Source organism: Enterococcus sp. SB12, from assembly GCF_030910025.2.
GTDB lineage: Bacteria > Bacillota > Bacilli > Lactobacillales > Enterococcaceae > Enterococcus_B > Enterococcus_B faecium.
The window spans coordinates 342403-365269 of the sequence record NZ_CP175675.1 but is presented as its reverse complement, the minus strand read 5'-3'; the positions used below and the strand labels follow the sequence as shown (position 1 = coordinate 365269).

20 protein-coding genes, 1 pseudogene and 1 other annotated feature are annotated in these 22867 nt (G+C 38.5%); of the genes and pseudogenes, 6 read left to right on the top strand and 15 right to left on the bottom strand.

The genetic code is table 11. From position 1 onward, the window contains the following. Positions 1-50: 50 nt before the first annotated feature. From tyrP to tyrS, 3 genes are all read right to left on the bottom strand, one after another. On the bottom strand, positions 51-1448 hold the full coding sequence (gene tyrP / locus RBL01_RS01755) for a tyrosine-tyramine antiporter (RefSeq protein WP_002316652.1): 1398 nt from the start codon (positions 1446-1448) through the stop codon (positions 51-53). A gap of 266 nt (positions 1449-1714) precedes the next feature. Beyond that, complete coding sequence (tdc, locus tag RBL01_RS01750; RefSeq protein ID WP_002319546.1) at positions 1715-3592, bottom strand: tyrosine decarboxylase; 1878 nt, start codon at positions 3590-3592, stop codon at positions 1715-1717. A 290-nt stretch (positions 3593-3882) separates the two neighbouring features. Continuing rightward, positions 3883-5139: a tyrosine--tRNA ligase gene (gene tyrS / locus RBL01_RS01745; protein WP_002286405.1), complete on the bottom strand. Its 1257-nt coding sequence runs from the start codon at positions 5137-5139 to the stop codon at positions 3883-3885. A gap of 111 nt (positions 5140-5250) precedes the next feature. After that, positions 5251-5456: a binding site (T-box leader), on the bottom strand. A 262-nt stretch (positions 5457-5718) separates the two neighbouring features. Here tyrS and RBL01_RS01740 point away from each other — a divergent pair. Continuing rightward, entirely contained in the window at positions 5719-7020 is a 1302-nt protein-coding gene (locus RBL01_RS01740) for a polysaccharide deacetylase family protein (RefSeq protein WP_002339555.1), read from the top strand. Positions 7021-7088: 68 nt separating this feature from the next. Here RBL01_RS01740 and RBL01_RS01735 read toward each other — a convergent pair whose 3' ends face one another. Continuing rightward, complete coding sequence (locus tag RBL01_RS01735) at positions 7089-7688, bottom strand: TetR/AcrR family transcriptional regulator (RefSeq protein ID WP_002294634.1); 600 nt, start codon at positions 7686-7688, stop codon at positions 7089-7091. 254 nt (positions 7689-7942) lie between these two features. Here RBL01_RS01735 and RBL01_RS01730 point away from each other — a divergent pair, with 254 nt between their 5' ends. Both RBL01_RS01730 and RBL01_RS01725 read left to right on the top strand, forming a co-directional pair. Next, positions 7943-8824: an ABC transporter ATP-binding protein gene (locus RBL01_RS01730; protein ID WP_002319544.1), complete on the top strand. Its 882-nt coding sequence runs from the start codon at positions 7943-7945 to the stop codon at positions 8822-8824. 12 nt (positions 8825-8836) lie between these two features. After that, positions 8837-10447 (top strand): ABC transporter permease, encoded by a 1611-nt coding sequence (locus RBL01_RS01725; RefSeq protein WP_038809639.1) that lies wholly within the window; start codon positions 8837-8839, stop codon positions 10445-10447. Between the two features lie 76 nt (positions 10448-10523). Here RBL01_RS01725 and RBL01_RS01720 read toward each other — a convergent pair whose 3' ends face one another. The 5 genes from RBL01_RS01720 to dhaM all read right to left on the bottom strand — a co-directional run bounded on the left by RBL01_RS01720 (position 10524) and on the right by dhaM (position 14291). Next, complete coding sequence (locus RBL01_RS01720) at positions 10524-11183, bottom strand: Crp/Fnr family transcriptional regulator (protein ID WP_002289290.1); 660 nt, start codon at positions 11181-11183, stop codon at positions 10524-10526. Between the two features lie 282 nt (positions 11184-11465). After that, positions 11466-12131 (bottom strand): glucose-6-phosphate 1-dehydrogenase family protein, encoded by a 666-nt coding sequence (locus RBL01_RS01715; protein WP_002289292.1) that lies wholly within the window; start codon positions 12129-12131, stop codon positions 11466-11468. Between the two features lie 146 nt (positions 12132-12277). After that, on the bottom strand, positions 12278-12883 hold the full coding sequence (gene dhaL / locus RBL01_RS01710; RefSeq protein ID WP_002319542.1) for a dihydroxyacetone kinase subunit DhaL: 606 nt from the start codon (positions 12881-12883) through the stop codon (positions 12278-12280). A 27-nt stretch (positions 12884-12910) separates the two neighbouring features. Then, complete coding sequence (dhaK, locus tag RBL01_RS01705) at positions 12911-13921, bottom strand: dihydroxyacetone kinase subunit DhaK (RefSeq protein ID WP_002324360.1); 1011 nt, start codon at positions 13919-13921, stop codon at positions 12911-12913. Continuing rightward, a complete protein-coding gene (dhaM, locus tag RBL01_RS01700; protein ID WP_002304157.1) occupies positions 13896-14291 on the bottom strand; it encodes a dihydroxyacetone kinase phosphoryl donor subunit DhaM in 396 nt (131 codons plus the stop codon). The genes dhaK and dhaM overlap by 26 nt, the downstream gene beginning before the upstream one ends. A 152-nt stretch (positions 14292-14443) precedes the next feature. Here dhaM and RBL01_RS01695 point away from each other — a divergent pair, with 152 nt between their 5' ends. Beyond that, complete coding sequence (locus tag RBL01_RS01695) at positions 14444-14764, top strand: putative heavy metal-binding protein (RefSeq protein WP_002292575.1); 321 nt, start codon at positions 14444-14446, stop codon at positions 14762-14764. Positions 14765-14875: 111 nt separating this feature from the next. Here RBL01_RS01695 and RBL01_RS01690 read toward each other — a convergent pair whose 3' ends face one another. The 6 genes and pseudogenes from RBL01_RS01690 to RBL01_RS01665 all read right to left on the bottom strand — a co-directional run bounded on the left by RBL01_RS01690 (position 14876) and on the right by RBL01_RS01665 (position 22014). Beyond that, positions 14876-15733, bottom strand: coding sequence for an LPXTG cell wall anchor domain-containing protein (locus tag RBL01_RS01690; protein WP_002317153.1), 858 nt, complete (start codon positions 15731-15733; stop codon positions 14876-14878). A gap of 107 nt (positions 15734-15840) precedes the next feature. Further along, on the bottom strand, positions 15841-17145 hold the full coding sequence (locus RBL01_RS01685; protein WP_002319539.1) for a glycosyltransferase family 2 protein: 1305 nt from the start codon (positions 17143-17145) through the stop codon (positions 15841-15843). Further along, positions 17142-17651, bottom strand: a complete 510-nt coding sequence (locus tag RBL01_RS01680; protein WP_002319538.1) for a hypothetical protein — start codon at positions 17649-17651, stop codon at positions 17142-17144. Before RBL01_RS01680 ends, RBL01_RS01685 begins: the two co-directional genes overlap by 4 nt. A 174-nt stretch (positions 17652-17825) precedes the next feature. Further along, positions 17826-19960, bottom strand: a pseudogene (locus RBL01_RS01675) (HelD family protein). A gap of 82 nt (positions 19961-20042) precedes the next feature. Beyond that, the gene (locus tag RBL01_RS01670) at positions 20043-21698 is read right to left on the bottom strand and encodes an FAD-dependent oxidoreductase (RefSeq protein ID WP_002319535.1); all 1656 of its coding nucleotides are present in this window, start codon (positions 21696-21698) and stop codon (positions 20043-20045) included. 1 nt (position 21699) lies between these two features. Next, positions 21700-22014: a rhodanese-like domain-containing protein gene (locus RBL01_RS01665; protein ID WP_002294651.1), complete on the bottom strand. Its 315-nt coding sequence runs from the start codon at positions 22012-22014 to the stop codon at positions 21700-21702. Between the two features lie 170 nt (positions 22015-22184). On the opposite strand from RBL01_RS01665, the gene RBL01_RS01660 reads away from it, so the two are divergent. Both RBL01_RS01660 and RBL01_RS01655 read left to right on the top strand, forming a co-directional pair. Continuing rightward, positions 22185-22445 carry a metal-sensitive transcriptional regulator gene (locus tag RBL01_RS01660; RefSeq protein WP_002294653.1) on the top strand — a complete coding sequence of 87 codons (261 nt, stop codon included), beginning with the start codon at positions 22185-22187 and terminating at the stop codon, positions 22443-22445. A gap of 13 nt (positions 22446-22458) precedes the next feature. Further along, positions 22459-22773, top strand: coding sequence for a DsrE family protein (locus RBL01_RS01655; RefSeq protein WP_002319534.1), 315 nt, complete (start codon positions 22459-22461; stop codon positions 22771-22773). Positions 22774-22867 lie beyond the last annotated feature (94 nt).

The window sequence follows — 22867 nt, the reverse complement described above, 5'->3', positions numbered from 1 at the left end:
GGACCTCCTACTAAATCAGCGACAAAACGTCGGCTGAAAGACTTATTTTTTTATTTTTCTTCTAAACTTTTTTCTACCTCAATCCCCCAAGAATCTTTCTTGAAGTGATTGATGATCAATGGAATAACGAACATGACCACTGTGATAGCTGCTACTAATAATGCATCACTCAATGTCGCTGTACCTAATGTAGCAAATACGACAACGATAATAGAGAAGATCAGCATGCAGCTGACTACCCAAGCTAATCCGTTTCCGTTTTTACCAATTCGGTAAGGACGTTCGAATTCTGGATGTTTCTTACGCATTTTAAGCAATGAAACAGCAATCAAAATGTACACGATACAATAAATAACAGTTGTAGCATTTGTAAGTGTCAAGAATACAGCACTTACGTCATCCATTACACCATAAAGCAAAGCAAATAATGAAATAACGATTGATTGTGTTAGAACGACATTTCTAGATACGCCGTATTTGTTTTCTTTATGGAATCCGAATTTTGGTGGAAGGAATCCTTCACGAGCTACTTGGATGATTGTTTTTGATGGTCCAGTAACCCAAGCTGATAATTGTAAAAGCACACCAATAAATACCATGAAGCTGAAGATATTTCCGATCACTTCTGGTAAGCCTAGGATTTGACAGTCAATCAAGATAGGCTGCGTGATATTTGCTAATTCCATTTTTCCATCTGGTACGACATTTGCTACAAGCATCGCATTGATGACATTCAATAAAACTAATCCGATCAAAGCGATAAATACGCCTTTTGTATAATTTTTTGTTGCGTCTTTCAAACGAGGCATGTAAACAGAACTCATTTCGATCCCAACAAAAATAAATGTGATACCAGCTAAGTATTTCAATGAATCAATATGTTCCAAGTCAGGGAAAGCTTTTGACCATGAAAAGTCACCTAGATAGCCGTTTGAGACTAGTCCGACTTTGAAGGCTGCCAAAACACCTAAAACGAACATGATGACTACTGGGATATATACCCCTAGCCATACACCGATGTTCCCGCCGACTTTTGCCATATCGAATTTCAAGTTCAAGATCGTGATGATCCAGTAGATAACTAAAATACAACCTAAAACGAACCAGTGATTATTGCCAAGTTCTACATTACCAAATGTGTTTCCTAACAATGGTCCTAAAGTAGAAGCGACCATTACCATACCTGGGAACATTTGCACCCATAATAGCCATGCAACGACAAATCCCCATTTGCTGCCCAGTGCTGTTTTTACCCATAACTGAGGACCGCCTTCTTGAGGAAGCATCGTTGAAAGCTCACCGGAAACCATTGATATCGGACCGGCAAAAAACAAAACTGCAAAAATTGAATAAAAAATCAATGTCCAACCGACTGCGGCTAACGTAGGAATACTCCGAACCGTTGCACACAGTGCCATTGTCAGACCGATAAAGGTCCCAAGACCCATTTTACTTACTTCAGATTTACTCACCGTTGACACTCTCCTTGATTTTTTGGATAAAATAACGGTGTCTTTGAAGTAGTTTCAGCAATAAACGAAACAATTCAGCGAATATTTGAGGGGATTCTTTGAGTCTATTGCTTGAAGGGTTTCTTCAAAGACAACCTCAAAACAAAGGGATCGAAGAGCTTAGGTCTCCCCTTGCTCTTCAGATCCAAACATGCGTCAGAAACAGTTAGTATTCAAGCTGTTTTCTAACATGATTACCTTGCTTATTTTGCTTCGCTTGCCAATAATTGGTCTGCGTAGATTTTTTCCAATTTTTCTTGAAGAGCTGCTTTGATTTTTTCAGCATATTCTTCAAAGTGTTCTTCTTTGTTCATGTATGGTGTCATTACGCTGGCACGCAATACAGTTACTTTTCCGGCACGGTTCCATTCTTCATCTGAGAATCCTAGTTGGTTCACAAATTGTAATGGGCTGTTGCCATAGTCTGGGATAGCAAAGTCAGTATGTGAAGTTAAGAACTCATTACCGTAAATGCTTCCTTTCACGTATGAAGAATAATCATATACGTCATGGTTCAATTTATTCATTGCAACTAAGTCATCGTTGCCTTTTTCTTTGAATACATAGTCTACCATATTGAAATCTGGATAAGTTAATGGATGAACTTCGATTTCTTTGTCTCCTACTTTAAATGACAAGTCATTCAAGAAGTTGTAGAAACGATGTGCACCTTCGATTGATGCACCCATTAATTTACCATATCCTGTGACATTCAAAGGTAAGACATGGTGTGCTGCCCAAACGCTGGCTGCTGTTGCCCCTGCTTTTGAACCTTCCAAGATATAAGCCCCAAGTAATGCTGGGATATCTGCGCCTTTTTCAAATACATATGTCGCAAAGTAAGAGATAACGTCTCTCATGCGGATATCTTTGATGACGATACCACCGGCAGAATATGGAACATAACCCATTTTATGTGGGTCGATCGTTACAGATTCTGCTTCTTCGATTGCTTTATATGCACTGTGTACTTCTTCTAAGATATAATCTTTGTTTTCTGTAAAGACATTGTATTTGTAATGAACATCTTTTAAATCTTCAAATGGAATGAAGTTGTTGTCTTCGTCTAAGAAAATCGCACGGCCGTATCCGCCATAAGCAGCATCTACGTGTAAGTAGAAGTAAATACCGTCTTTTTCTAATACGCGACGCAATGCAACGATTTTATCAATACCGTCGATTGCTCCTTCTTCTGTTGATCCTACAACACCGACTACACCTAGGATTGGTGTTTTTTCAGCTGCTAGACCACGAACGATTTTTTCAAGTTCGTTGATGTCCATGCGATAGTTGTGGTCAACTGGCACTGGAATCACTTGGTCTAAACCGATACCGATGATGTCGGCAGCTTTTAGCCATGAATAGTGTTTAGTTTGTGGAACCAACCATTTTCCTAATTTTTCTAAATGTTTTCCGCTACGTGCTGAGTGAGCTTTGATTTCGTCGATTTTTTCTGGGACGCTGTCTAACAGATTCATGATTTCTTCTGTTGACAAGTTCATTAATTCCCAATCGCTTTTTCCAGTAACTAGTTCAGGTGTCACTTCTTTCATTGCAAGCGGCAATGATTTGATGTTGCGGGCATACCAAAGTCCTTCTAAGTTTGCTAAAGAACCATCAGCAACGATGTGGCCCCAGCCATCTTTATAGCTCATTAATTTTGCAAATTCCATTCCTACTTCTTCTTCCATTTGGCTTGTTGCAGGAGAAGATTCATAGGCAACGTTATTACCATTCCATAGCATAGCAAAATTGTACGCTAGTAAAGATGGCATCAATGTTTCAGAGTTCATATGACCCCAGTAACGTCCGGCATTATGCCAAGGAACGGAATGGGTACGCATCCGCGCTGAAATTTCTGATAGAACATCCTTTGTTTTATTCACAGTGTGTTCAAAACTAGCACTGCTTTTTTCTTCTGGCGTAATAATAGGCATGTCTTGAGGCATGTAGTTTTGACGCCAGCCTAAATGTTCATCCACCAATTCATTCAACAAAGCTTTATAGATTTGGCCGTTCTCAGCTTTGTCCCCAATGAATAGGGCATTTAGGTTTAGATCTTTCGACAATGATTCACTCATAGTGAAACCCTCCTAAAAAAATATTTAAATTTTGTCGAGCCCTACATTACACCTGTTCTTCTATTCTGTAAACTAAGTTTTGGCCTGCTTTTTAATCATATTTTAATATGTATCAATTATCCGAATTGTTCACACTTTTGAAATAATTAAAAAAAACGAGGGAATTTACAAATGTAAACTCCCTCGCAAAGATTGTATTAACGACAACCAGCGTTCTATTTTAGGATGGGTTTCAAAATTGGAATGTTGTAATAGTATTTCCCTTTTCCAAGGTAAAAACTTACTAAATTCTAATCAATTACTTTGGCCAAAAAGTAATTTTTCTTACCTTTTCGAATAACCACAAACTTACCATCGAATTCATCGGATGGATTTATGACAAAATTTAAATCGGTAACGCGGTCACCGTTAATACTTATAGCTCCGTTTGAAACATCTTCACGTGCTTGACGTTTAGATGGTTCAATTTTTGTGGAAACAAGCAGTTCCACGATATTTTCAGGTGTGCTTGAAATTTCAACGTTCGGCATTTTACCGAATCCTTGCGCGATTTCTTCCGCATTTAGTTCTTTAATATTTCCAGAGAACAATGCTTGCGTTATTTTTTGCGCTTCTTTCAAGTCTTCTTCACTATGCACAAATCTTGTAACTTCTTCTGCCAAACGGCGTTGTGCTTCACGTTTCTCAGGTTCTGTCTCTACTTTTTTCGCTAAGTCTTCGATTTCTTCTTGAGACAAGAAAGTAAAGAATTTCAAGTATTTCACTACATCGCGATCATCTTGATTCAACCAGAATTGGTAGAACTCAAATGGTGAAGTTTTCTTCGGATCAAGCCAAACGGCACCGCCTGCAGTTTTTCCGAATTTCGTTCCATCAGCCTTCAACATCAATGGGATCGTTAAACCGAACGCTTCTGCTTCTGGTCCTTCTAATTTTCGGATTAGGTCTAATCCAGCTGTGATATTTCCCCATTGGTCTGCTCCACCGATTTGCAATTGCACATCGTATGTTTTATGCAGATGCAAAAAGTCGATAGATTGCAGGATTTGGTAAGTAAACTCTGTAAATGAGATTCCTACTTCCAAACGGCTGGCAACGATATCTTTTGCTAACATCGTGTTGATGTTGAAGTTTTTACCGTAGTCTCTCAAAAATTCAAGTAAAGAGATTTTTGACAACCAGTCGTAGTTGTTCACAAATGTGATATTTGCATCTTTACCAAACAATTTTCTCATTTGATTGGAAAGTGCGTCCACGTTATGTTGCACTTGTTCCATCGTTTGCAACACACGTTCTGTTTTGCGGCCGCTTGGGTCGCCGATCGTTCCTGTTCCGCCGCCAATCAGAATATATGGATGATGGCCTGCCAATTGGAATCTTTTCATCATCATAAATGGAATCAAATGTCCGATATGCATCGAATCACCAGTTGGATCAACGCCGCAATAAAGTGAAATGCTCTTTTCTTCAACGAGCTCGCGAAGTCTTTCTTCGTTTGTTTGCTGATTAATGGCGTCGCGCCAAGTTAATTCATCAATAATATTCATTTTACTGACCTCCGTGTAGTTTTTTTATGAAAGCAGGAAACTGCTAGCATGTGTAATTAATTATTTCTTCAGGATAGGATAGGAAATAAAAAAAGTCCCTTGGCATATAAGCCAAGGGACGAAATCTCGCGGTACCACCCAATTTGTATGTCTAGATATCCAACATACCTCTCGAACATTTAACGCTGTCGCGTGGCAATCACTGCCAAAGACTCCTGAAATGTAATTCGCTTTAAAGCATGTACTGGTTTGCAGCGACCACCAGCTTTCTGAAACATTGGCTTTAACAACTACTTCGTTTCGATCTTCGTCTTGTTATTATTAATATGTGTCTATCATAGAGCGCAACTTTTTCTTTGTCAACAGAAAAAGGATATTTTTTTTAAATTCCTCATTTTTTCTTTTTTGAATCCGCTCTAATTCCGAACATTTTATTTTCAATTATTGTTAAAAGAAATAACTTTTTCTGTATTTTTTCTGCAATTTATCGAGAAGTCACTTTACTTTGCCTCTTATTCTTTCTTCGTTACAATAAGGAATGGGACAAGTAAAAAAATGAAAAAGCAAGGGACGAGGTATATGGAAAAAAAGCAAAAAATTATTTTAGGAGCCACTTCTGCTTTAACTATCGTTATTTTAATTCTAAGTTTGTTTTTTGTCATCCGATCATCTACAAAAAAAGAACCAATCATTCCTGAAAAAAAAATAACAGAAAAAGCAAAAGAACCGACAGATGATAAGCAACAACTAGTTACTCAAGCAAAAAATCTGGCTCAAAGCTACGATTATGACCAAGCGATTGCGTTATTGGAAAAAGATAGTAAGAACGGATCTACTGAAACACAACAGCTTCTTCAAACACTAAAAAAGGAGAAAGAACAATTGATCGACTGGTCTGATCCTACTCAGATCTCTCATGTTTTTTTCCACAGCTTAATCGTGGACCCGCAAAAAGCCTTCCACTCTCAACAGGCACAAGGATACAAAGATTATATGGTGACTGTTGAAGAATTCAACCGTTCGATCGAACAACTTTATCAAAATGATTTTGTTTTAGTTAATTTGAATGATTTGATCCAAAAAGACGAACAAGGAAATCTTTCCTTTAACGGGCTTGCGCTACCTGAAGGAAAAAAACCATTGGTTCTTTCACAAGATGATGTCAGCTATTATGAATATATGGATAATTCCGGTTTTCCTAGCCGATTGGTCGTATCAAATAACAATGAAATCAAAAATGTCTATAAAGAGAAAGATAAAGAAGAAATCGGTGACTTTGACATGGTTCCTCTGATCGATGTTTTTGTCAAGAAACATCCTGATTTTTCTTATCGAGGCGCAAAAGGTACCTTGGCCCTGACAGGTTACAACGGAGTTTTAGGTTATCGAACATCAAAATCTCAATATGGAGACAATGAAAAAACAAAAAAAGAGATTAAAGAAGCTAAAAAAGTGGCGGAACAGTTGAAGAAAGATGGCTGGAGCTTTGCTTCCCATACATGGGGTCACTTGAATATGACTCAAGCTTCACTAGAAGATGTAAAAAAAGACAATGAATTGTGGCAGCAAGAAGTTGCACCTATCCTAGGAAAAACAAATATTCTGATTTATCCATTTGGTGCAGACATCAGCGACTGGCAGCCTTATTCAGCAGAAAATCAAAAATTTGCTTACTTGAAGAGTCAAGGTTTCGATATTTTCTGTAATGTCGATGCTTCTACACCAGCTTGGGGACAATTAGGTACCGATTTCTATCGAAATGCTCGGATCAATATCGATGGCATTCGTTTTCAATCTGATTTAGACGGAAAAAATCCTATTCTTGATCCATTCATCAATGTCCATGATGTCTATGACAAAGAAGCACGCGAATCTGCTTGATTTTACGTCATTTATGAACCAAAAAAGCCGAACTGACATTTTATCGTCAGTTTCGGCTTTTTTATGCTTTATTTCTTCTTCGGTGCGATTCCCTTGATCAGGACTTCTGTCCATTCTGCTGTATATGGAAGCAGTTTTGCGTATATCTCCGGCTTAGAAATTCCTTCTACCATTGCTTGAAAATAGAGGATCAAGAACTCATCCGAATATTTCAAATCCACTTTTCCTTCTTTCCGCCCTCGATGGAAAAGATCAAGCATGATACTGAAACTTTCTTGCGTATACGCATCCATCGCGTCAGAAAATTCTTTTTTTTCTTTTTTTGTATAGTATGTCATCAAATCGATATAAAATTGTTTGTTCACTCGATTGAGATAACGGATTTTGTTTTCACTCATGGCAATCAGTGTTTCTTCAAATGGAAGATTTTCCGCAATCAACGCTTTCGCTTCTTGCCCTAAATCATTCATAAATGCAAAAAATACTTCATAAATCAGCCCTTCCTTGCTGCCAAAATATTTAAAAATCGTCGCTTTACTTACCTGAGCGTTCTCAGCTACCTTATCCATTGTCACTCCAGCGGTTCCTATGTCTGTGTTCATCAAGTCAAAAGCTGCTTGTAAAATCTCTTTCTTTTTCTCTTGTGCTCTCTTTTCAAAACCGTTCATTTGTAGAGCCTCCCGTAATTTTAAACTTTTATAATATATATAGTTCAAATTTATTCTGAGGTTTATTATAACTATCTATTGAGAAAGTATCAAGCTAGCAATTCCTTGTTTATGAATTCATTGACAGAAAATTTATAAAAAGAATATTATGTACTAAAATAATAAAAAAAGTTTTATAAAAAGGTATAAAACCATTTTATTAAACTATTTAATCTTGTTTAGTATATATTTTTAGAAAAAGGAGTGGGGTTTTTATGGCAGAAATAGTCAAAGTCACACATTTGAAAAAGAGCTTTGGACGTTTCGAAGCTTTAAAAGATGTCTCTTTCACCGTACATTCAGGTGAAGTCGTTGGATTTATCGGACCAAATGGTTCTGGAAAATCCACGACGATTCGGACACTTTTAGGGATTATAAAAAAAGACGGCGGAACGGCAACGATTTTTGGGCAAGATGTATGGGAAGATATTTTATCTATCCATGAACGTCTTTCTTATGTTCCAGGCGATATCTCTTTGTGGGGAAATTTGACTGGAGGAGCGATCATCGATCTCTTCATGAAGCTTCATGGAAAAGGGAGTGCTCAAAAAAAAGATGAACTGATTCAACGTTTCTCTCTTGATCCTAAGAAAAAAGCAAAAAACTATTCAAAAGGAAATCGCCAAAAAGTGGGCTTGATTGCTGCTTTGGCTGTTGATTCGGATCTCTATTTATTTGATGAGCCTACTTCTGGTTTAGATCCTTTGATGGAAACGATTTTCCAAGAAGAAGTTGAAAAATTGAAAGAACAGGGCAAATCCATCCTACTTTCTTCTCATATTCTCAGTGAAGTCGAGCGACTAGCGGATAAAGTCGTGATCATACGCGAAGGAACAGTCGTAGAAGAAGGAACACTCGATGAATTGCGTCATTTGACTCGTTCGACCATCACTATAGAAACAGAAACAGAGAATAGTCACTTAGCACAATTGAACGGTGTCCATGACTTTGTGCAAAAAGGTCACCTCGCTCAATTTGCTGCTGATAACGAAGCTTTCGATGTGATTTTAGCTGAAGCGTCCAAATTAGGTGCGAAAAAATTTGAATCTATTCCACCGACTCTTGAGGATTTATTCATGAGACATTATGAAGGATGAGGAGGAAGCGAAATGACTGATAAATTTTCACGCTGGTCCACCCTTTTTTCTCAAAACCTTAGCCGTGACTGGAAAAAGATCCTGATATGGCTAGTCGGTGTCACTACTTTTTCTGGTGGTTTTGTCCCTGCGTTTGAAGAATTGACTTCCGGACAAGGATTAGCTGGATTATACGAAACCTTGCAAAACCCGGCAATGATTGCAATGGTCGGACCAACTCCAGCTTCGAATGCTGCTGAGTATACTTTAGGAGCGATGTATGCAAATGAAATGTTGCTTTTTTGCAGTTTGTTTGCTGCTGTGATCTCTGTTTTACACGTGGTGAGCCAAACGAGAAAAAAAGAAGAACTTGGTCTGATTGAACTTATTCGTTCCTTTCGAGTCGGACGTCAAGCAAACTCTTTAGCTGTCATCGCTGAAAGTATTCTGATCAATTTGCTTTTAGCAATATCGATCAGCTGTACGATGATTTTTTTCCAAGCAGATTCGATCACTGCAGAAGGTGCTTGGCTTTTTGGGCTATCTGTAGGTAGTATGGGGATTTTGGGGAGTGCCGTTGCACTGTTTGCTGCACAACTGATGCCAAGTTCAGCCAGTTCGAATGGTCTGTCTTTAGCGTTTTTAGGTGGACTTTACCTTCTACGAGCAATAACAGATGTAGCTGATTCCTCCCTTTCGATGTGGAATCCTTTAGGCTGGTCTTATTTGACCTATCCATTTACAACTAACAACTGGATTCCTTTGCTTTATTTGTTTTTGTTCAGTCTAATCTTGATAATCAGTTCATTTGTTTTAGAGGAACATCGAGATTTGAACACCGGCTATATCCCCGAACGTGAAGGAAAACCGTATGCTAAACGTTCTCTTTTATCCTTGCGTGGTTTATTATTCTATCTAAATAAAGGGATGACAATCAGTTGGCTTATCACTTTTGGTTTGATGGGGGCGGCATACGGCTCTATCTACGGGAATATGCAACAGTTTTTAGAAAGTAACGACTTAATGAAACAGATGTTTATCCAATCTGGCGTCTCAATTGAAAAAAACTTTACAAGCATGATCATGGTCGTCTTGATTTGTCTAGCTGCTATTTTACCAATTGCTAGCATCAATCGTTTATTTACAGAAGAAACCCACGGACGTATGAATCAGCTGTTCGCAACAAAAATTTCTAGGAACCAACTTTATTGGACCAATATGTTACTAGCTATTCTATTTGCTATATTGGCAATCCTGATTAGTTCTGGTGCACTAGGGCTTTCTGCTTTGGCTTCGATGAAGGATGCGAAAGACATGGATCTATTGATGTTTCTTAAAGCCGGGTTCAATTTCCTGCCTGCCGTTTTAGTGTTTATCGGAATTAGTGGCTTTCTATTCGGATGGCTTCCTCGAATGGGTAAACTTGCTTATATCTACTTAGCTTACTCCTTTGCACTCAATTACTTTGGCGGAATTTTGGATTTACCAGAATGGTTTTCCAAAACAGCTGTCCCTAGCTGGGTTCCACGGATGCCAAACGATTCTTTTGATCTTTCCGTGTTCCTTACGTTATCATGTATCAGCCTTGCACTGTTCGTCCTTGGTTCTATTGGTTATAGGCGAAGAGACTTACTAGAAGGATAATAAAAAAGCATGTACAATTTCATGCTAGCCTCCAAATCTGGGTCAAAAATCCAACATTTGAAGGTCATTTTTTTATTTACAAGTCTTCTAACTGCTCTTTATCAATGATCCAGACTTCTCGATTCTTTCTTTTTACATAACCATTCTCCTCTAATAATTTAAATTTTCTAGATAAAGTTTCGGGGGTCGTACCGATAAATGCAGCAAGTTCTTTCATTTTCATTGGCAGGAAAAAGTGATCCTTCCCTGTCGCTTTAGCTAAGTCAAGCAGATAGACAGCGACTCGTTCTTCTACTTTTTCCATCATCAAAAAAGTTGTCTGCTGCTGTACTTTTGTTAATTTCTCAACGTTGATTGCTAAAAGTTTCAGACTAAGGGCGGGATAATGCAGTAAGAGTTCCGAGAAATCTTTTTGTCTCAATATGCAAATTTCCGTTTTTTCTAGTGCTTCGCCAAATAAAGACTCATTTGGAACGCCTAGCAACTGGCTCTCTCCCTCATATCCGCCCGGCTCTATTACTCGTAAAAGCTGTTCCTTTCCGCTAGCAGATAATTGATACACTTTCATACTGCCGGAGGCCACGATCACTAATTGAGGTTCTCCATTCGGCGCAAGAATCTGTTCTCCTTTTTCCACATAGTGATGTTTGACAAGTGCGTGTACTTTTTCTTGATCTTGCTGTACTAAGTGATTGAACAAAGGAACAAATGAAACACATAAATGATCATGACTCATAATCTCTCCTCCTTCTAAACAGCTATTTCTAATAAAGGAACATGGCTTGCCTTATTCCAACTGATAATTTTCTTTTATCATAGCATAAACGTCAAGCGAACCAGATACCAGCAAATAGAGTGGATTTCTTTTTGTCACTTGCTTTATTTTCCTTCTTTTGAGACCTTAAGTAATTGATTCCTATCAATTTTTTAAATATTTACTTTTTGAATAATCAAAAACAAACCTTCACTCGCAAGCCGAGAGTAAGGTTTGTTTTTCGCATTGCTTATTTCGTGTTGTCTATTGAAATTTTTCCGCACCTAGCTTTTGATATAGTGGTGCTAGTTCTTGTAAGGTTTCAGCGGTTATTTGCTCAACGTGTTCGATTTCTTGCGGATAGAAGAATAGTTTACCCATTTGAAAGGTTCGGTCTCTCATCGCTTTTTTCAACTCTTCTTGTTTCTTTGTATCGGACAAATAGTCAGACAAAGCTAAGTGGTCGTCAAGTTCATGTTCTGGTTGCGGCCATATGTAATAATCCTTGATATCGACTGTTTTGCTCCACTCTTTCAGTATCGCAAGCAACTGGTTATACGCTGCAATGCTACCATATCGTTCTTCGCTTTTATAATGTTGGTACATCAAATAGATTTGGTATTGTTTTTGATTCAACAAAACTGCTAGACAGGCATTCTCGTCTTGACGAGATTCGCTTCGGTACGCGCTCCAAAAATGACTGCGTAAATTCCAGCCATTCGTCCAGCTTTCGATTTTAGGTTTGCTCATGCCGTACATATCAGGCAAAAGTGCAGCTGTCTGGAGCTGAATCTCTTTCCATTTTTGCCAGTGTTCTTTATATTCTTTCTTGATTTGTTCGATCTTATCTGTTGGATGGCTCTCTTTGAGCTGTTTGAATGCGTAGATTGGTCGATCAAACAACTGATAATCTGATTTTCCAAGTTCCATTGTTTCGCCTCTTTCCGTTATCTTTTGTATTCTACCTGAATTTTGCGATATGGACAAATAGAGGTTGTGAAAAAGCTGTTCTGCATCAAGTCATAAGAACAGCCAAACAAAAAACTGCGATGAGCATCACCGCAGTTTTATTGAACTTAAGGTTGATTGATCACATCTAAAAGCGTTGAAAATAAAATGGCACTAGAAGCAGCTCCTGGGTCGATATGTCCGATTGCACGCTCTCCTAGATAGGAAGCTCGTCCTTTTTTAGCTACCAAGTCTTTGGTGTGTTCTTTTGCCTGGTCAATGATTTCTTTTGTTAAATTCCCTGCCTTCAATGCCTCTGTGACTGGCAGCCAAACATCTAACATCGTTTTATCGTCAGCTTCTGCCTTTCCTCGGCTTTGAATACCCGCTGTTCCCTGCTCGATCACTTCTCCTAATTTTTCTTGAGAATCAATAGAATCGACCTCTTTTGTCGCTTTCATCATGTTCATGAATGCAGATCCGTATAACGGACCAGAAGCACCACCGACTTTCGATATCATCGCCATAGAAAATACTTTGAATGTATCGCTGATTGTTTCAGGATGATCGGCTTGAAAAGCTTCTTCATAAGCTGAAACTCCTCTTCCCATGTTATTTCCGTGGTCTCCATCGCCAATCGGGGTATCTAGATCACTGAGATATTGTTTGTTCTGATTGATTGCCTCTGCAAATTGCGTGAGCCATTCTTGGATTTCTTGAACGCTTAGTTTCATATTATCACCCTTTTATCTTGAGATTTTTTACCATGAAATCGTCTGTACATTGCTTTCTAAAGAATCTTTCCATTGTGTCCCTGTCAAGTCGATCAGTGTCAGAGAAAGACCTTGCATGTCTAGTGAAGTCATGAAATTACCGACTTTTCGGAAAACTACATTGACTCCTCTTTCTTCCAACAAAGCTAAAACATCATTCATGAACACGAACTGTTCCATCAAAGGCGTCCCGCCCATTCCGTTGACTAGTACACCTGCTTCTTTTGGTAAATTCGAGTAATCATCTAAAATCTTAGTAACAAGTTCCTTTGCCAGTACTTTAGAAGGCTGCATCTTTTCTCGACGATAGCCTGGCTCACCATGGATACCAACACCATACTCGATCTCATCTTCTCCTAGTTCGAATCCTGGTTTCCCTACTTCTGGTACAGTTGCTGCTCGAAGCGCTAGACCGATCGTCTTAGTTGCCTGTACGACCTTTTCTCCCAGTTCTTTCAACTCAGCTAGGGAAGCACCGTTTCTTGCTGCATCGCCCACGATTTTGTGTACAAGGACAGTACCTGCAACTCCGCGTTTTCCAGCAGTATACGTACTATTTTCAACGGCGATATCATCATCTACGATCACACTTTCTACTTCAATATCGTCCATAGCAGCTAGTTCCTTTGCCATATCGAAGTTCAATGCATCCCCTGTATAATTCTTAACGATCAGTAAAACTCCTTTTCCACTATCCGCTTCCTTGATAGCCGTTTGAATCTGATCTGGAGTTGGAGAAGTAAACACATCACCAAGCACCGCTGCACTTAACATTCCTTCCCCTACAAACCCGGCATGGGATGGTTCATGTCCGCTTCCTCCACCAGAAACCAAACCAACTTGTTCCGCTTTCTGATTCTTGGCTACAACACGGGAAGATTCTACACGATGAACAAGTTCTGGATAGCTTTTTACTAATCCTTCCAGCATTTCTTCGACAATATTGCTTGGATCATTCATGATTTTTTTCAATTTATTCCCATCCTTTCTTTCCGGCATTTTGTGCTTCTGTTAAGATTTGCTGAGTATCATCCGTTATACCGGCAGTGATGGCTGCTGCAAAAGCTCCTTCCACTAAAGGCGCATCCACCAGATGATAACGTTGCTGCTGTTCTTCTTCCAACATGTCTTTTGCCAGTTCCGAATTCAATACCGCGCTGCCGATATCCGCAAAAACAAAATAACTAGCTGCATCACTTGATTCATTGACAGCTTCTACGATTTTCATCGGGTCTGATCCGATCTCGCCATTTATTCCGCCGAGAGAAAAGATCTGCACCTCTTCGGATTTTTGCATCTGCTCAATCATTTCTTTAATACCATCTGTTACTTTTTGACTATGAGAAATAAGCAAAATACTCTTTTTCACAAGAATCTTCCTTTCTTTTACATAGTTGCTAACGATTGGTTTCGCTTTCATTAATGAACAATTCAAGTATATAATAAATTCCTAATTTTGGGAAAATATGTGTTGCGCATCTTGAACTTTGTTATACTTTTATTAAAGAGAGGAGTGATCGAATGATTACAACAACCACGAATAGTGTGGAAGGAAAAACCGTAGTAGCTTATAAAGGAATCGTTTTTGGTGAAGTTATTACTGGGATCAATGTATTGAAAGATTTTGGGGCTGGTTTGCGAAACGTCTTCGGCGGCCGTTCAAAAAGTTATGAAAATGAACTAATGGGCGCAAGAGAAGAAGCCCTTGCGGAAATGGCCGAACGTGCAAAAGCATTAGGAGCTGATGCGATCATTGGCGTAAAAATGGACTATGAAGTATTAGGCAGCGACAATGGCATGCTGATGGTCACATGTAGTGGAACAGCTGTCTCCACGAGATAAGTAGGGGACATCTGTTTTAATAACTAAAGAGAGATGGGACATGTAGTGGCACTCAAGAATTAGATTTTTCAGTCTAACTTCGAGGTACTCTACCTTCCCATCCTCTCTTTTTTATTTCTTTTTGCGGATGATTCCGTAAGCTGCTGCGACTAACACACCCGCCCCTGCTAAGGAATAACTGACAGAAGCTGTTTTTTCATTTGTTTTTGGCAAAGTCTGACTTGTTGATTTGGATGGCTCTGTCGTTTGCTGAACTGTTTCTGTCGTGCTTCCAGAGGTCACTGATTTTTCTCCTGCCGAATGCAAAATATCTTTTATTCGTTGGATACTAGCTGCTATGTCAGCTTTTTTTGCTTCAAAATCATTAGCAACTGTTTGTGCTTCGCTGATCTTTCCGTGGATTGCTTGACTGGCCGCTATGATATCCGCTTGAGTTTGACTTAGCTTTCCAGAAGCTGTTTGAGCAACCTGATTTAATTGCTGATTGAATTCTTTTGCTTGTTGGATCTTCCCGTCAAGATCTGTTTGGACAGCTTCCGCTTTTGCTTTCGCTTCGGCAAGCTTTTTCTCAAGTTGTGCACGGTCATTTCCCACTTTATTTTTAAGATCAGCTAAATCTTGATCGATTGCTGCTTGGTCTTCTTTCAATTTGTTTTTTGCAGCTTCTAATGCTTCTTCGAGTTCTTTTCTTTTATTTTCCAAGTCTTGCAAATGATCGATTTGGTCAGAAGAGGTAGAACTATTTATTGATGTATCTTCTGAAGATGAAATCGTTTCTCCTGAATTATCTATCGGTACATTGGAAGTCGTTTCTGTTTCCGAGGCACCTTTTTCAGCATCAGAAGAGCTTATAGTTGTTGAAGGTTCTGTTTGAGCAGGTTCAGAAGTTTCCGCAAAAGCTGTCTGTCCCAATAAGAAAATACTGGAGACAGCAATTGGCCAGATTAACGGCTTCATTCTTTTTTTCATCACTTTTCCCATCCTTACTACTTTTTAACTAATTTCTTATTATAAGCAAAAATGTTTGGAAGAACCATAAACACAACAGGCTGTTTGTCTAAAAAACGGTGCATCTTTTATTTTTTTGTACGTTCCGGGCTTTTCCATGTCCCGCTTCCATAACCTAAAATCGTTTTGACTGCTGGAATGAAAGTCGTCACGATCGTTATCGCGTTCACTATCCAGAACAAAAGCATATATAGTGGTGCGAAAAGAAGGTATTTCAATTTTCTTCGTCGATCATCTACAATCAGCGAAGCTAGCAACTGGAAAAATCCTGCGACCATTTCAAAGCAGATGAACACAAAACTGAATGTAAAAGTAATATAAATCTGTTCGTAGTTTCCTTGATATACATAATGCCCGATTAATCCAGCAAAAAGAACTACGGAAATACAAAAGAATATTGACCAGACAATACTCAATGTTTGATCAATGAAGATGATCGTTCTTCCAATATGTTTAAAAGGATGGAGCATCACTTTTTTGAAATTCGTCAGCCAGACTTCTGTTCCACCTTTTGCCCAACGTTTTCTTTGTCGATATAGCATCTTCAACGTCACAGGTACTTCCATGAAAAAGATGATCCCAGGAGCAAATACAGATACCCAATCATTTAACTGATGATCCCAAGCAATACTGATGTCTTCTGTCGCTCGATCTTGTCTGAATCCGCCCACATCGATCAAGGCTTCTTTTCGATACATCGTATTTGCTCCACTGTAAGCATAAAGACCACCGAAAACAGCTGACTGTGTTCGTTTGATGATACCCACGATACTTGAGAATTCAACCGTTTGAGATTTTGCAATCAATTTGGTACGATTTTGGACATCCATATTTGCAGTGACCGCAGCAATATGTCTTGCACCAGGGCGAATGAAATAATTCACATACCTAATCAGTGCATCTGGCTCCGGTACCGTGTCTGCATCATTGCTTAAAATCAATTTCCCTTTTGCAAAGGCAAGTCCGATATTAAACGCGTGGGCTTTTCCTTTATTTTTTTCGATCCGAACCACACGAAGATTAGCGTATTTTTTCATCAGTCTAGCTAATATTTCTGGTGTTTGGTCCGTTGAACCATCGTCTGTCACTAATACCTCATAGTTGTGATAATTCAATTTCGTCATCAAATACTCGATTGTATCTTCGATCACAATTTCTTCATTATGGGCTGGCACCATGATCGTGATGAACGGTTCGACACTCAAGGGAACATCTACCCATTCTTTTTGCTTATGTTTGTATAAAAACACATAACACCAGACACCAATAAACCATACAAATCCGCCTAAAATCGGATAAGAAACGAGAAAAAAATACATAATAGACAAACAAGTATCTAAGAATAAATTACCTGTATGGGTGATTGAGATCATTTCAGTTCCACCCCATTTTCTTTATACAAATCTGCAATGAATGTCGTATCTAGATTTTGCTCCGCGGAGACAGAATAAAAACGGACCGTTTCTCTCTCTTCTTTTGTTCCAAAACGTTCCGTATACATTTCTTCAAGTAATTCTTGTCTTTTTTCCAATTCTTCATCTTCATATTCAAAAGATTTATTTACTTTTTTGTATAGATTTCGATTGTTCCGCCTAGTCAATACAAATGAGGTAATCAGGAAACTGAAAAAAATCAATACAAAAAAGCCGTTTAAGAAATACAGCATTTTCTTTTCTGATAAAAAAGCGTACAAGGAAAAATCCTTGGCTCTTTCTGGTCTCGTTAATGGGAAAAACACCCATATAAAAGGAAGAACAACGATCATCCATCCTAAAAGAGCCACTAACGTTTGCCAAATCTTTAACCAGTAATTACCTTTTGAAAAATACTTATCTTTCACCAAAATTGATGCAACTTCTTCTCTTGTTACTTTTTTCATATCCTCACCTCACGTTTTTTTGTTACGACGTAGGAGTTTACTATACATTTCATTTCTTTTCACATAAAGTGTTCCTAAATTTTTCCTAAGAAAAAGAACAAAACATTTCTCATCAGCAAATGAAAAATATTTTGTTCTTTTTATCAGTTGTTCTTTTTATTTTTTATCTCTTAATTATGTTGCTCTTTCCAATACGACAATGCTTTTCATTCCTCTAGATATCGCCGTGTACATTTGTCTGCGTCTTCTTTGCTCATCTCCATCGTTTTCAAATGTATATAAGATTACATGATCAAATTCCAGTCCTTTTGCTAGACTCAAAGGAATGATTTGGCAGTTTTCTAATCCATATGAATTTTTTTTAATCGATTCTTGTAGCGTTTGGGTTTCCTCTTCTGTTTGGGTGATAACTGCCGCTTTTTCTCCTTTTAGAGAAACCAAAATCTCAGCTAGTATTTTCAACAATTCTTCAGAGGATCGAAAAGAGCGGTATTCGGGTTCTTTTCCTTGCGGTCGGATCGATACGATGTCGACTTCTCTTGATCCACAGCATAGGTTTTGAAAAGCTCTGTGATTGCTCCGCTAGAACGGTAACTATTTCTAAGATCATACCGATGGATCGGCAGATGGTAGTCGTCGAAACAACGCATAATATCAGCAAAAGTAGTGGAAGAATTAAAGATTGCCTGATTCTCGTCACCTACTAAAGTAAAGTGAGTTTTTGGAAATAATTCGATCAATAGACCTAATTGTGCCAGGGTATAATCTTGTACTTCATCAATCAATAGATAGCGAAATGCTGGTACATTTACCTTTTCAACAAGTAAATGACGAATAGCTAATATAATGACTGCTTCATCAACAGTACGTGTGGGTTGCCAAGCATAAGCTGAGCCATATCGCTTTTCATAAATTCTTTCAAACAACTGGTGCTCAGCCACCCATGCCATTTCTTCGATTTGTCTGGTTATTTTTCGATATTTTTTTTGTAAAAGTTTCCTTGCATAAGCTGCAATACTTTGTTCCGAATCATCAGAAATCAATTTACCGAATAATTCCAACTGCCTATCTTCTGTCAACGAGAGTACCTGATTCTGCACAGCAGGACTTTTTGCTTGTTTCAAAAGATGATTCTTCCATTCGCTCATCAGTGCCTTTTTCGTTGCTTGAAGCCTATCGATCAATTTAGGATGAGCAGGAACTTTCTCATATATTTTTTCGATCGTTTTTTTAGAAAGAACTGTTTTTCTATTTTTAGTAAGTCCACGGATAAAATTCGGATGATCTAAAAACAAAGGATCTGATTGTTTTAGATTATCGATAAACTTTTTGCTACGCAAACGTTCTGTCTGCTCCGATACATTTTCTCCCGTGATATGTTTGAAATAAGCCTCTTCACCTTCTATTTCCTCTGCTGAAAGCTGTGAAACCAGCTGCATGATGGTTAGATTCAGTGGATTTCTTTCACCTAATGATGGTAGGACATTCGAAATATAGTCGATAAACCGATGATTAGGTGATAGAATCAGCAAGTCATCAGATGTCATCGTATCTCGATATAAATAGAGCAGATACGCAATACGCTGCATGATAGCAGAGGTTTTACCACTTCCTGCTACGCCATTTACCAAGATATTTTGACTTTTCACATCCCGAATGATTGTGTTTTGTTCCGATTGGATCGTAGCTGTGATAGCCTTCATTTCATTGGTCTCATCTTGGCCTAAGACTTCTAATAATACGTCATCTTGAATAGCTACAGACGTATCAAAAAACTTGACCAAACGATCTCTTTCCAAAAGAAATTGTCGTCTTTCTTTAATAACCGTATCGATTTTATTTTGACGAACCGTATAAGAAGATGGACCAATCATGTTATTGTAAAAAAGTTCGGCAATTGGCGATCGCCAATCATAAACAAGATTCTCATCTGCATCATCTGTGAAATTTGCTGTACCAATATAAAAGGATTCTTGTGGCTCATTATCTAGAAAATCTACAATGACTTTTCCAAAGTAGGGACTTTTCAACAAACGTTCGATCTTTGCCAGCTGATTTTCTGCGTTTTTCTGTTTGATATTCATCTGATCGATTTCTCTATTTTTCATTTCAATCATCGAAAAAGTATCCAAATTATCTAAATAACTGTCAAAATTCAATCGAAGATCGCCAGCCATTTCTTTCAGCGACTGGTTTCCTTCTATTTTTGCCGTATCCATCGATTCCCGTAGTTCGTTTCTTTTATCGATTAGCTTTTGATACACGTTCTTCAGATATGCTTCTTCTAACTGCTTTTGTGTGTTGACCATACACATTCTCCTCTTTTTTTAAAGTGGTGGAACCGATCAGTCTACCTCTTTTAAGAGTCGAATGCAAGCTTTTTAACGAGTATTATTTGTTAGGATATATCAGTTCTTCTGGTCGGACAGTTTGATATAAAGAAAATGCACCATCAAGGTTTTTTACGTGGTAGCCAGACTGCTTCAAGATTCTTTCCGCTAGATAGCTACGTAGTCCACTATGACAGATGACGATATATTCTTGCTGGCTGTCTAATTCATCTAATCGGTCCCGAAGTTCATTCAAAGGGATATGTTTGGCTTCCTTGAATTTGCCTTTTTCCAATTCTTCTGCTGTTCGCACATCTAATAAAATTTTTCCTTTTGCTAATTCTGTCGGCAATTCATGCCATTGTACGGTTTCACTAAGCCCTTCTGCAATATTCATTGCTGCATATCCTAGCATGTTTACTGGATCTTTGGCTGAGCCAAATGGCGGTGCATACGTCAATTCTAATTCCGGTAAATCGAAGATCGTCAAATGCCCTTTGATTGCTGTTGCTAAAATATCGATCCGTTTATCCACACCTTTTGCCCCAACACCTTGTGCACCATAAATCTCGCCAGTCTCTGGATGGAAGATCAACTTCAGTAAAATATCTGTTGCTTCTGGATAATAGCTTGCATGATCTTTTCCTGACACATGAACGACTTCAAAAGACAGCTCGTTTTCTTTGGCTGTTCTTTCACTTAATCCGGTGGATGCGGCAGTCATTCCAAACGTTCGTATAATTGCTGTTCCAATACCGCCTTGATTTCTTCGAGAAATTCCGGAAATCGTGTCCGCAACTTGTCTACCTTGACGATTGGCTGGTGAAGCAAGAGAAATAAGTGCATCTTTTCCAGTGATTTGCTGTTTTACAACGATAGCATCCCCCACCGCATAAATATCAGGAATATTCGTTTGATATCGTTCGTCTACTAGGATACCCCCGCGTATACCTAATTCGATTCCAGCAGTCACTGCTAGCTGGTTATCAGGACGAACACCAATGGATAAAATAACTAAATCAGCAGGGATGGTACGCCCATCATCCAGTCGCAGTCGTTTCCCGTGGTCTTCAAATCCAGCGACAGCATGAGAAGTAATCACTTCTACTCCTTGATGAGACAATTCTTTTTCTATAAAAGCTGCCATTTCTTCATCCAGTGTCGGAAGAATATGTGGTGCTTGTTCGATCACCATGACTTCTAAACCTCTTCTTTTTAGGTTTTCTGCCATTTCCAATCCGATGAATCCTGCACCAACGATCACGGCACGCTTTGGCTGTTTTTCTAATGCATGCATCACTTTATCGATATCTGGTACATTTCTAATAGAAAAAACATTGTCGGCTTCTGTTATCCCTGGAATCGATGGAACAACTGGTTTTGCACCAGGAGATAAAACCAATGCATCGTACTGTTCAATGTGTTTTTGACCCTCATGTACGACTTCTACCGTTTTGTTTTCGGGAAAGATGGCTGTCACTTCATGATTTGGACGCACATCTAAACAAAAACGAGCGGATAATGATTCTGGCGTTTGGACAAGAAGATTTTCCCGTTCACTGATTTCTCCCGAAAGATAATAAGGCAAGCCGCAATTTGCAAAAGAAACATACGGTCCTTTTTCAAAAACAACGATTTCTGCATCTTCCATTAATCGGCGAAGCCGTGTAGCAGCAGACATTCCACCTGCTACACCTCCGACAATAACGATTTTCATCTTATTTCCCTCCTACTGTTCGATCAAACCATTGATTCATGCCACCACGTACATTCACTACATCATAACCAGATTTCTTTAATTCTTTAGCTGCTTGTTTACTCCTCATCCCTGATTGACAAATCACATAGACGGTCTTTTCTTTGTCTCCATCATATCTGTTTATACTTTGTAACGGAACATTTTTAGCTCCTTTTATATGCCCACCCCGGTATTCTGCAGGTGTTCTAACATCAAGTAACGCTGGATTTTCCAAAAGCTTTTCCTTTAATTCTGGGACTGTTATCGATTTTATTGATTGAAATAGCAAATTCATTTTCTGCACCTCATTTACATTTTTATAAATACCTCATGGGGGTATATTAAACAGGAACTTTATTAATATGTCAACCAGAATGACTCTTCATTTTTTTCACTACTTTTTATATTTGCATAAAATACCGATAAGGGGTATTATCTAATTATAAAAATAGAGGAGAATGTGTTATGGAGATTGATAATAAAAATATCCTGAACCGTTTGAAACGTACAGAGGGACAAATTCGTGGTATCCAAAAAATGATCGAAGACGAAAAAGAATGTATGGATGTCATCACTCAATTAAGCGCTGTTCGTTCTAGTATTGATCGCGTAATGGGCATGATCGTTGCAGATAATCTGAAAAATTGCTTTGAGAAACCTGATAGTAATCCAGAAGAACAAGCGGCTAAACTAGAACAAGCGATCAAGATGATTATTAAAAAGTAAAGGAATGATTTCAATGAAAGTCGTTTTCCATATTGATGAATTAGAAAAATGGTCAGAAACAGGGAAAGACGTAAAAAACCTGATAAAAGCTTCTCCAGAAACGACGATTGTCGTATCTGTAAATGGCATCGCGATTACCGGTTATCTAGACTCTGCCAATGCAGAATTCTTAGATTTGCAAGGAGTCGTTTTTCACGCTTGCGCCAATGCTATGCGTGCTAATCATATTTCAGAAAGTTCTTTACCTGAACAAGTAATCGTTGTACCAGCAGGTGTCCTTGATTTAGTTGAACTGCAATCCCAAGGTTATGCTTATATCAAGCCTTAGTCAGTAGAGGTTGCGACAGAAGTGATCAGCTTCAAGAAATTTCGGCTTATTTTTCGAAGAAGCTACTTCTGGAAAACCGTGAATCAAAGGTTGT

Bases quoted from the DNA above. Each gene is read 5' to 3' on its own strand.
- RBL01_RS01655 (WP_002319534.1), top strand. From the start codon at position 22,459: ATGAAAGTCGTTTTCCATATTGATGAATTAGAAAAATGGTCAGAAACA.
- RBL01_RS01715 (WP_002289292.1), bottom strand. From the start codon at position 12,131: ATGGAACTTGGAAAATCAGATTATCAGTTGTTTGATCGACCAATCTAC.
- RBL01_RS01660 (WP_002294653.1), top strand. From the start codon at position 22,185: ATGGAGATTGATAATAAAAATATCCTGAACCGTTTGAAACGTACAGAG.
- dhaL (WP_002319542.1), bottom strand. From the start codon at position 12,883: ATGAAACTAAGCGTTCAAGAAATCCAAGAATGGCTCACGCAATTTGCA.
- RBL01_RS01720 (WP_002289290.1), bottom strand. From the start codon at position 11,183: ATGAGTCATGATCATTTATGTGTTTCATTTGTTCCTTTGTTCAATCAC.
- tyrS (WP_002286405.1), bottom strand. From the start codon at position 5,139: ATGAATATTATTGATGAATTAACTTGGCGCGACGCCATTAATCAGCAA.
- RBL01_RS01665 (WP_002294651.1), bottom strand. From the start codon at position 22,014: ATGAATTTGCTATTTCAATCAATAAAATCGATAACAGTCCCAGAATTA.
- RBL01_RS01680 (WP_002319538.1), bottom strand. From the start codon at position 17,651: ATGAAAAAAGTAACAAGAGAAGAAGTTGCATCAATTTTGGTGAAAGAT.
- RBL01_RS01725 (WP_038809639.1), top strand. From the start codon at position 8,837: ATGACTGATAAATTTTCACGCTGGTCCACCCTTTTTTCTCAAAACCTT.
- RBL01_RS01695 (WP_002292575.1), top strand. From the start codon at position 14,444: ATGATTACAACAACCACGAATAGTGTGGAAGGAAAAACCGTAGTAGCT.
- tdc (WP_002319546.1), bottom strand. From the start codon at position 3,592: ATGAGTGAATCATTGTCGAAAGATCTAAACCTAAATGCCCTATTCATT.
- dhaK (WP_002324360.1), bottom strand. From the start codon at position 13,921: ATGCCGGAAAGAAAGGATGGGAATAAATTGAAAAAAATCATGAATGAT.
- RBL01_RS01730 (WP_002319544.1), top strand. From the start codon at position 7,943: ATGGCAGAAATAGTCAAAGTCACACATTTGAAAAAGAGCTTTGGACGT.
- RBL01_RS01735 (WP_002294634.1), bottom strand. From the start codon at position 7,688: ATGAACGGTTTTGAAAAGAGAGCACAAGAGAAAAAGAAAGAGATTTTA.
- RBL01_RS01670 (WP_002319535.1), bottom strand. From the start codon at position 21,698: ATGAAAATCGTTATTGTCGGAGGTGTAGCAGGTGGAATGTCTGCTGCT.
- RBL01_RS01685 (WP_002319539.1), bottom strand. From the start codon at position 17,145: ATGATCTCAATCACCCATACAGGTAATTTATTCTTAGATACTTGTTTG.
- RBL01_RS01740 (WP_002339555.1), top strand. From the start codon at position 5,719: ATGGAAAAAAAGCAAAAAATTATTTTAGGAGCCACTTCTGCTTTAACT.
- tyrP (WP_002316652.1), bottom strand. From the start codon at position 1,448: ATGGGTCTTGGGACCTTTATCGGTCTGACAATGGCACTGTGTGCAACG.
- RBL01_RS01690 (WP_002317153.1), bottom strand. From the start codon at position 15,733: ATGAAAAAAAGAATGAAGCCGTTAATCTGGCCAATTGCTGTCTCCAGT.